Annotated in this window: 7 protein-coding genes; 4 read left to right on the plus strand and 3 right to left on the minus strand. The window is 60.5% G+C overall.

Features of this window, described 5'->3' with window-relative positions; genetic code table 11:
* Positions 1-15: 15 nt before the first annotated feature.
* Positions 16-1,038: an O-antigen ligase family protein gene (locus WEA77_RS15865; protein ID WP_368068840.1), complete on the plus strand. Its 1,023-nt coding sequence runs from the start codon at positions 16-18 to the stop codon at positions 1,036-1,038.
* Positions 1,039-1,190: 152 nt separating this feature from the next.
* Positions 1,191-1,883 (plus strand): GDSL-type esterase/lipase family protein, encoded by a 693-nt coding sequence (locus WEA77_RS15870; RefSeq protein WP_368068841.1) that lies wholly within the window; start codon positions 1,191-1,193, stop codon positions 1,881-1,883.
* A gap of 47 nt (positions 1,884-1,930) precedes the next feature.
* Here WEA77_RS15870 and WEA77_RS15875 read toward each other — a convergent pair whose 3' ends face one another.
* From WEA77_RS15875 to WEA77_RS15885, 3 genes are all read right to left on the minus strand, one after another.
* Positions 1,931-3,073: a glycosyl transferase gene (locus WEA77_RS15875; RefSeq protein ID WP_368068842.1), complete on the minus strand. Its 1,143-nt coding sequence runs from the start codon at positions 3,071-3,073 to the stop codon at positions 1,931-1,933.
* Between the two features lie 109 nt (positions 3,074-3,182).
* A complete protein-coding gene (locus tag WEA77_RS15880) occupies positions 3,183-5,552 on the minus strand; it encodes a GumC family protein (protein WP_368068843.1) in 2,370 nt (789 codons plus the stop codon).
* Positions 5,553-5,617: 65 nt separating this feature from the next.
* Positions 5,618-6,904 carry an outer membrane beta-barrel protein gene (locus WEA77_RS15885; RefSeq protein WP_368068844.1) on the minus strand — a complete coding sequence of 429 codons (1,287 nt, stop codon included), beginning with the start codon at positions 6,902-6,904 and terminating at the stop codon, positions 5,618-5,620.
* 275 nt (positions 6,905-7,179) lie between these two features.
* Here WEA77_RS15885 and WEA77_RS15890 point away from each other — a divergent pair, with 275 nt between their 5' ends.
* The gene (locus tag WEA77_RS15890) at positions 7,180-8,358 is read left to right on the plus strand and encodes an L-lactate dehydrogenase (RefSeq protein WP_368068845.1); all 1,179 of its coding nucleotides are present in this window, start codon (positions 7,180-7,182) and stop codon (positions 8,356-8,358) included.
* A 132-nt stretch (positions 8,359-8,490) separates the two neighbouring features.
* Positions 8,491-9,756, plus strand: a 1,266-nt coding sequence (locus WEA77_RS15895; protein WP_368068846.1) for a lipopolysaccharide biosynthesis protein, incomplete at its 3' end; no start/stop codon positions are given.

Here is a 9,756-nt window from a genome sequence, read left to right on the forward strand (position 1 = left end):
CTGCCCTATCCTGTGATGGCGCTCTTCTCCGTTTTCTGGACGCCCTATCCGGGGGACGCGCTTCGCAGCTCAATCCTGCAATTGATGATCCCGCTGATCATGGTCACGCTGACCATTCGCCTGCGCCCGACAGAAATCCTCCGGGTGTTGACCTTCGCAGCGGCCGGCGCGGTCCTCTACTGCATTCCCTACTTTTCGACACTCCAGTATGGGGGTCCGCTACCGCAAAAGAACCTGCTGGCCTACCAGTTCATGTTCGCCACACTGATTTGCCTCGCAACCGCGTTAAACCCTCATGAAAAAACAGCTTACAGGCTGATCGGCGTTGGGACCTTTCCCCTGGCTTTCTTGATCCAGTTTATGGCGGATTCCGCCACATCGCTTGTTCTGTCATTGCTTGGCATCTTCGTGTTGCTGACCGTCAAGGTTTTCTGGGTGGGCGTGTCCACGGTCACGCATCTGCGCTCGACCTTGTTGACGTCCATCGTCGTCGCTGCCCTGGCCGTTGCGATACTGATCCTGTCGATGCCGCAGAATTCATTCATCGCAGACTTCCTTGGGCTCGTCGGCAAGGACCCGACCCTAACCGGCCGGACCGGAATCTGGGAAGCCGCCGAGTACGTTTCCGCCCAGCACCCTTGGTTCGGCATTGGACTTGATGGCTTTTGGCACCCGAACACGGGACTCGCGCAGACACTTAGCGAAGCGAACCACGCGCGGGGCGCCAAGATTTCGTTCCACAGCGCGTTCTGGGAAGTCAGGGTCCACCTCGGCTATGTCGGCCTGGCTTGCTTCATCCTTGGGATCATCTGGGCCGGCCTTCGGACTGTCCAGTTGTGGCTGCGCGATGGATCGGTCGTAAACTCAACCTTCCTTCTCTTCTTCTTCATCGTGACGATTACCTGCTTTACGGAATCCTATCCGGCAGGTGCGTTCAGCACGATCATCACCGCATTCTATCTCGGGGCCTTTGCCTATTTCGATTTCGGAGCCCGGAAAAAAGTGGGACAAGCCCGCCTCATTGAAACACGGGACTGACGAAGCGGGTGATGAAATCTGACGTGCATTCCGGAACAAACGAACGGCGGCTTCACGCCGCCGTTCACCTCAGAAAGGGCCTTGCGCCGGCGACAGCTGCTGCAATATTGGCGCTTGGCGCCTTGCTCGCAGCCTGCGGTTTGGCAAACGACTTGTCCAGGTCACCCAGGGACACCGCGCCGCCCGCCGAATGCTCGGACAAAATCCGGGGCTTCTCCTCGAGCAAGGGTCTCGTTGTTCCGACGCACAGCAACGACGCTGCGAAGCACTTCCGGGCGAGGATCAAGCAATTCGCCGAAACTCCGCTCCCTCAAGGCCAGCTCGTAATGCTGGGTGACAGCCTGATAGAACTCAACGACTGGAGCGTGTCATCACCCGGGAGCGTAGAACTGCAGAACAGGGGCATCAGCGGTGACACGTCAGACGGTATCCTCTTCCGTATAAGCGAAGTTTCGGAAAGCTACCCTAGAGCCGTCTTCATCCTGATCGGCACGAACGATCTCTGGACACGGAACAGTCCGTCAAAAACCGCCTGCAATATTGTAGCTGCGGCCAAGCTGATCCGGACCAGTAGTCCAGATACGAAAGTCTTTGTACAGACCGTATTCCCGCAGAACTGGGCGCCGGCCTCAAACGATCGCGTCCGCTCGGTCAATGCTTTGCTGAAGGAAAGCAGCGCCGACTCCGGTTTCGTCATTGTCGACACCTACGCAGTCATGGTCGACGAGACCGGTAATCTGAACCCGGCCTTCACGAATGACGGCCTGCATTTGAATGAAGCGGGCTATACCGTATGGTCCAGCATGATCTCGGAGACGATGCGCTTGCACGGCTTGATCGAATAAGCAGCGGTGCCAAGGCGGGCGGCGCGCGCTCCGCCCTTCGGAAAATCTCAGTGCGTCCGACCGAGAATCTCGCGGATGATGCCAGCAAGGAATCCAGGCGGCTGGATGAACGTCTCGTCTGGCAACCGCCCCAGCGCAGAAGCATGCGCCGCAATGGGCGTGCGGTCAGCGATCAACCAGGCAATGATCTCCGGCAGCGTCCGCCCCAGCGGCTCTTCCACAATAAGACCGCAGGCATGACCATCGAGCCAGGCGGCTGTCTCTGTCCCGGCCGGGGCAATCGAAGGGGTACAGAAATAACCACCCTCGTAGATTCGGTTCGGCAGGAGCCAGACCGAATTGTACCCGGCCTCCATGAAGTCGCCTGCCCAGACCACATCCAGCGCATTATAGATCCCGGCAAGGTCTTCCGGAGACCGGTATCGGCCATGAAAGGTCATGTTCTGGCGCGCATCGATCTGCGGTTCGAACACCGGCACCTCGGTGCGCGCCGGCTGGCCGTGCAGGTGAATCTCGAGTCTGTCCGGAAACTGGTCCGCCAACTGACAAAGCAGGTCCAGCGAGCGCTTGCAGCGCAGGTTGCCGACCCAGCCGAGACGGAGCGGCTGGGTAGCGTCACCTAAAGCAGCCTTCCGCTCACACGCGCGCGCACCATAATCAGCGCCAGGCGCCAGCCGGTTCTCGACGATGAAGGCGCGATAGTTGCCCGGATAATACCGTTCGAAATGATTGCGAATGAAGCCTGGCGACGAAACGACCAGGCCGGCCGTACGCTTCAGCAGCGTGCGCTCCAACCAGCGCATGGCGGCGCCGATGACATCAGGCCGCGTCAGCAGACGGTGAACGTCCAGACTTTCGTAGATGACCGGTGTATCAAGTTTCGCGTGGCGCTTGGCCAGAAAGGCGCAAGCGAGCATGTCGAGGTTACGGGCGTAAATCACGTCGGCGGCTGCCAGTTTGTCGCGCGCTGCAGCAGCGAGGCGCGCGCCGGTAAAGACGCGGGCGATGCGCTGCGCGAAGGCGCCGTCGCGCGTTTCGCCGAGGTCGATATTCTCCCAGTCAATCGCCCCGGGGTCGCGTCGGTGCATCATGAAGCCGGTAACGCTCAGCCCATCGTCGAGAAATCCGCGGACACGGCGTCGTATGGCGGCGTCCGCGGCATCATGACCGAAGAAAGCGATCCGGATCATCCTTTACGTCCTATCCTGCCTGGTCGAGATGCAGCAGATCTCCGTTCTGGAAACGCCTGCCGCAGAACCTCTCCTGCCGCGTTATCCTGCGGAAATCCTTTCGCCCGGTTCACTCCCGGCCGGTCGCCTTCGACGGCGGGACCTGCACGGCGACAGATCCTTTCGGAGCTTTTCCATTCGGCTTGCCCTTGCCAATTCCCATCCAGCTGAAGACCGAGGGTTTTGCCTCCATCTGGTAGTACTTCTGGTAGGCCTTATAGGTCGCACCCGGATCGCGGTGGTGACGGCTGCTGCTAAGATCGACCATGTTGAGTGTGACGCCCAGGATGTCCGCCTTGAAGTTACGCAGCAGCGTGAGTGACTGACGGGCAGCCGAACGGCTGGAGTGACGCCAACGTACGACGAGGATCGTCTTGTCGACCTTACCGGCGACGACACGGGCTTCCGCCATCAGCAGCAACGGGCCGGTATCTATCAGGATCAGGTCGTACATTGACCGCAGGCGCTCGAGCAGGTCGTCGAAGGCGCGTGTGCCGAAAACGTCATGCGGCGTGTGGCCATTCTGCGCGAGCGGCAGAATATCGAGCATCGTCTTGCGATCCTTTACGATCGCGTCGGAAAGCTGGCCGGCGCCGAATAGGTGCTCAACGAAGCCGATATCCGGTTTCAGACCGGCGGTTTCGGTCAGCTGGCGGCGGCGGAAGTCCCCGTCGATGACGAGTGTGCGCGACCCCGACATGGCCGACATGCGCCCGAGGGCGAGCGTCAGGCTGGTCTTGCCTTCGTCAGGAAGCGACGAGCAAACGGCGACTGTCTTGGTCTCGCTGTCGAGGTCCGAGAACGCGATGGCCGCGCGGAGGTAGCGGATGCTCTCCGCGAAGGCCGAGAGCGGGTTTTCGACCAGGAAGTCCGCAGGATTAGTCTGCGACAGACCAAGGAAACTCGCTGTGCGGATCAACGGAACCGAACCGATCGGGTTAGCACCGAGCTTGCGCTCAACATCTTCGGTCGAGCTGACCTTCATGTCAAAAATCTCGGTGAGCAGGGCAAGACCGCCCCCGACGATAGCGCCCAGAATCAGGCCGATGAGCAGATTGAGCGCCTTCTTGGGTGAGGCGGGCGCGTCGGGCACCGAAGCCTTCGAGAGGATACTGGCATCGGCCGTGATCAGGGCATCCTGCTCGCCGGTCTGTTTGGAGCGCGTCAGAAACTCTTCGAGCAGCTGACGGCTGGTATCCGCATCACGCTCGAGTTCTCTCAAGCGAACAAGCGCCTGGTTGTTGCCGCGCAGCTGGCCGGTCGAGCGCGCGATTTCGCCCTGGATCGAATTGATCTGCGATTGCGCGACGCGCAGTTCGTTATCGATATTGCCCGCAATGCGCTCAACCTCGGCATTGATCTGGCGATCGATGTCGGCGGCTTCGTTCCGGGCGCTGATGAGTTCCGGGTGCTGCGGGCCGAGCTTGGTTTCCAGTTCCGCAACGCGCCGGTTGATGCCTGCCCGCTGGGCTTTCAGGTCGGAGATCACCGGCGAGTCGAGCACTTCGGAGATCCCGTCGGCGCCCGCGCCGCTTGCCATCTGGCGGCGGAGGCTTTCAGAGCGCGCGCGGGCGCGGTCGAGATCTACCTGAAGCGAGCCTCTCTGCGACGTCATAAAGGCAATCTGTTGCTCGGTTAGGGTTGCGCCCTGCGCAGCCAGAAGACCGGATTCGGCGCGGTAAGTTTCGACGCGTCGTTCTTTCTCCTCGACCTCTGCCCGCAATCCCGACACGCGCTCTGAGAGCCATTCGGTTGCCTTGCGGGTCGCTTCGTACTTTTCTTCCAGTTGCTGGACCCGGTACTGATCGGCAACTTCATCGGCAAGGCGTGCAGCCGTCTCCGGGGACTGGCTGAGCACATTGATAGTAATCAGATAAGTCGTTCCAATGCGCGCCGCCTGGACCTTGGCTTTGAGGATCTCGACAGCAACCTCCTTCTGGATGGCAAGTTTCTCTTCGGCCGGGAGGGCGTCAAAAGGATCAGGTTTGTCTGTCTGGCCCGTGACCGAGCGCACAAGGCCTTTGACCGGCGACAGCAGACCTTTCTTTTCCGGGCGGAGCCACGGATTGAATTCCCGATCTTCTACCAGCTTCTGTTTTTCTGCGACGCGGGTGAGAAGCGATTTTGATTCGAGCACCATCACTTCGGTGTCAATCACGGCGGTTGTGCCGCCGAGCCCGGAAAAGATCGCCCCGAGATCGATGACGTTGCGTTCCTGAGTGTCGAGCTGGATCACCGTTTGCGCCGAGAAGAGGGGCGTCTGGGTAAAGGTCATAAAGGCGATGACGCTGAAAGTCGTCACGAATCCTGTGAGGATCAGCCAGAAACGGCGATACACCATTCCAACAATTGCCTTCAGGTCGAGCGGCGGGCCCGCCAGCTGGTCATCCCCAGTGGTGCTGAGGTTGGAAGGCAATTCTATGGAAAACGACTTGGTCAAAACAGGGCCTCGGAGAAAGGAAGGCAGAGGCCGGCGCATTTGCCGGCCTCCGGATACTGTAAGCGTTACGGATAGAGCCGCAGGCCGATTCCGGCAGAGGTGATGCCGTAGGATGGGTCACCGAACACGGCGCTACCCGACACATCGCGGTCGCGGTTGCGAACGAAGGCTTCCCAGTGGACACGCTTGTTCATCCTGTAGGTCGCGATGGCGCCGAGTTCGAGGATCTGATCCTCGCGGTCGGTTTCCTGATAAGCGTAGTCAAACACAGTCCCATAGCCCGAAAGGATGATATTGCGGCGAAGCTCATGGTCAACACGCGCGCCGAAGACGGTCTCCACCGCGCTCGGCGATTCGAAGGCGCCGGTATCCACAATACGGCGGCCAGCGCTGAGGCTGACAGTCGTCAGGCGGGTTGGGAACCATTGCATACGGCCGTCTACGGACAGACCGCTGACGTCTTCGAAGAACGCATCGTTTTTCTTCTCGTCAAGGTAACCGACGGCGATGTCGCCGCGGATCAGCGAGGTCAATTCGAAGTTGGCACCGCCGGCCAGGGTATAGCCTTGGGAGTCCCGTGAGCGTAGCGCACCGCTGACAAGCTGAAGGTTGTCGTAGTTGCTGTCCGTATAGGTGCCTTGCGCGAAAACAGCGAAGTCCGGCGTCACGGCATAGGACAGGCGCGAGCGGGCATTCGTGACCGAGCGGTCTCGGAAGTCCTGATCGATGTTAAACCCGCCGGTGATCGTGCGGGCATCCTTGAAATTCTCGTCGGTCACACCGAGCCTGTTCTCGAAGCGGACGCGGTCGTTGCCGTAATTGGCTTCGACCGTGGCGCCTGTGCGCGTATACCCGACCGGAGCGTCGGCGCCGAAATCGTTGGCAAAGTCGGAGCGCGGCTCGGCGGAGTCGACCGCAAAGACACTGGCGCCCAGCGAGAAGGCGCGGGTTACATCCAGGCGTCCGCCAAGGCGGGCCGTCAGGTCGGTCGTCGATTCATCGCTGAGATCGAGGAATTCGTTGCGATGGGCGGTCACTTCGCCGCCGACGGCGTGAACGCTCCAGTTGGTGTCTGCTGCAACGCGGGCGCCGACGCGGGCAATCACGTCCGATTCACCTGAGGTGGAGCTGGCATACACGTTATCCGTAGCGGTCAGGCTCAGGTCGGCCTGCGATCGGACAAGGAACGCGCCCAGCCGGATCGGCTCCGGATCGTATTCGGGCTGCGGCCGATCCAGCACGGCTTGATATTTGTCGCGGTTGTAGAAATTGTCGGCCTGCCCGAAGGCAACCGGTGCGATCAGTGCGCAGGCGGCGACGCTCAAAAGGCTCATTCGTTTCAGTTTGGACATCTTACCATTCCCCAGTTTCTCTGCGCGGCCGACATGGCCTGGGTCTATTCGCGACCCGTGCAAGTTCAATACCAGCCCAATCGGCCCGATTAATCAGGACTTTGACGCTACCTCCCTTTAACTGGAAAAGATTGGAAACTGAATATCGCCCCCCGGAATAAACGTTAACAAAAGCGGCTGAATGCTACTTTTGCCTGTCCCTATCAGTAATATCTGCAAACGCTTCGTTCTTTTCATGATTCAAGCTTAACTACCTGATCGGGGACACATTTACCGTGCCAACATTAAATCTTGCCCCAGCCTCGGTTGCAGACTACCGCCGGCTCGCAGAAGCCCGCCTGCCCCGCTTCCTGTTCGATTATCTCGATGGCGGCGCCTATGCGGAGGTCACTCTGGCTCGCAATGTGCGCGATTTCGAGCGCCTGGAGCTGCACCAGCGAATACTTCGTGATGTTTCGGCCCGGTCCACCGCAGTGACCCTGTTTGGGTCAGAGCTAACACTCCCCCTAGCCCTTTCCCCGGTCGGACTGTCGGGCATGATGGCGCGGCGCGGCGAGGCCGCGGCGCGCAAGGTGGCGGGGGCGTTCGGCGTGCCCTACTGCCTCTCCACCCTGTCGGTCTGCTCGGTCGAGGAAACGGCGGCGGCCGGTTCGGGGCCCCTCTGGTTCCAGCTCTACATGCTCCGCGACCGGGGCGCCTGCGCCGACCTGATCGGGCGCGCCAAAGCTGCAGGCGTATCCGTCCTTGTCCTGACAGTCGACTTGCCCGTCGTCGGAACCCGCTACCGCGATGTCCGCAACACGATGAGCGGCGGGGGCAACGCCTGGGCGCGCCTTCGCCGCGGGCTTATTTCCTACGCCCTGCATCCCGGCTGGGCGCTGGATGTCGGCCTCGGCGGAAAGCCACATGTCCTTGGAAACATTGCGCCTTATGTCAAAGGCGCCGCCACGCCTGCGGACTTCTCAGCCTGGGCAAATGCCTCGATCGACCCTTCGATCAGCTGGGCCGACCTCGCCTGGATCCGCGCGCAATGGTCCGGCCCGCTTGTCATCAAAGGTATCCTCAGCCCCGAAGATGGCGTCGAAGCCGTCAAAGCCGGCGCCGACGGAATTGTGGTCTCCAACCATGGCGGGCGCCAGCTCGACGGGGTCGCGTCCACGATTTCGATGCTGCCCCGGATCGCCGAAAAGGTGTCCGGCCAGACGAGGCTGCTGGTCGATGGCGGCGTCCGCTCCGGCCAGGACATCCTCAAGGCCGTCGCCCTCGGCGCCGATGCGGCGATGATCGGACGGCCTTGGGTCTACGCCCTCGCCGGCGCAGGCGAAGCCGGTTTGCTCAATCAGCTCAAGGCCTTGCAGGGTGAATTTTCGGTATCGATGGCGCTGACCGGGACGCTCTGCGTCAAGGATGTGAACGCCAGCGTGCTGTTTGGACCGCCGCTTGCATCGAATTGAACCTATAACGTCTGAAATCCATTCCCGGCCGATACATCGTTTTCACCAGTCCACCCGCCACGAGCCCCCATGACGGATAACCAGCCTTTCGCGCAGCCTGCAGCGACGCCGGGCCCGGGGGGCGTCGCCCCCATGGGTCAGCACGTCGCCAAGGGGGCGATCTGGACGATGGCTGCAAGTGCGGCTCGTATATCTTCGGCCATCCTGATCCTTCCGGTGCTGACCCGTCTGCTGACGCCGGAAGATTTTGGCCTGATTCAAATTGCCGCTCCCTTCCTGTTCTTTCTGATGTTATTCAGCGACTTCGGTATGCAACCTGCGCTGGTTGTTGCGCAGGAGCCAACAGACAAACTCTGGTCAACCGCGTTCTGGACCGGACTTGGGGCCGCTTCCTTACTGACCGTAATCCTGATTGTTGCGGCCCCGGGCGTAGCATCAATCTTCAACGAACCGCGCGCTGAGCTGATCCTTCAGGTCCTCTCGATAACGCTGTTGTTTGGCGGCGCAATGATCGTGCCGGGCGCCTGGCTTCTTCGGGCCATGAAATTTCGCACATTGGCTGCAGTTGAGTTCTCGTCGGTGACTGCCGGCATCGTCGCAGCTCTTGCCTGCGCCGTTATGGGCTGGGGTGCCTGGTCGCTGGTTGTGCAGCAGCTTGTGATGTTCTCGCTCAAGGCTGCAGTCTACTGCACGATTTCCAAAGCGCCTTTGAAGTTCGAGTTCGATTTCGCGGAGCTGAAATCAATCATTGGCGTCAGTTGGGGTATGATCAATGTGCGCTTTCTTTGGTTCTTCTCCGGCAACATCGACATGATCATCATAGGCCGTTTCCTCGGCACAGCAGTCCTTGGTTACTACTCAATCGCCTGGCGGATCATGGCGATGCCCGTCCAGATCTTTGCCAATGGCCTGATCCAGGTATTGTTGCCGTCCTTGGGGCAGATCAAGGACGATACCGCACGCCTCAAAGCTGGGCTGCTTAAAACCTACCGGACCATTGCATTGTTCACCTTCCCTGCCATGGCCGGCATAGCGGCGCTTTCGGTGCCGCTGACAGCCGTCCTGTTCGGTGAACAGTACGCCCCGGCGGCCTTCCCGATGGCCGTGCTCGCAGTGCACGGAGCGCTGCAAAGCCTGCTCACCGTGCAGGGAAGCGTCTTCGTGGCGATCGGCCGGGTCGATGTGATGTACAGGTGGTCGCTCGTTACGCTGGTTACGCTTTGCATCTGTTTGCTGATCGGCGTCCAGTGGGGCTTGAAGGGAGCTGCGCTGGGCTACCTCGTCTCAACGCTGATCTGCGCGCCGCTGAACTTTCGTGCGATGCTGACACTCGTCGGCGCAAGGCTGTCTGACGCCTGGGAGGTCCTGCGGGTACAGACTTTTCTGGCTACCGGGATG

This window comes from Hyphomonas sp. (genome assembly GCF_040882205.1).
Classification (GTDB): domain Bacteria; phylum Pseudomonadota; class Alphaproteobacteria; order Caulobacterales; family Hyphomonadaceae; genus Hyphomonas.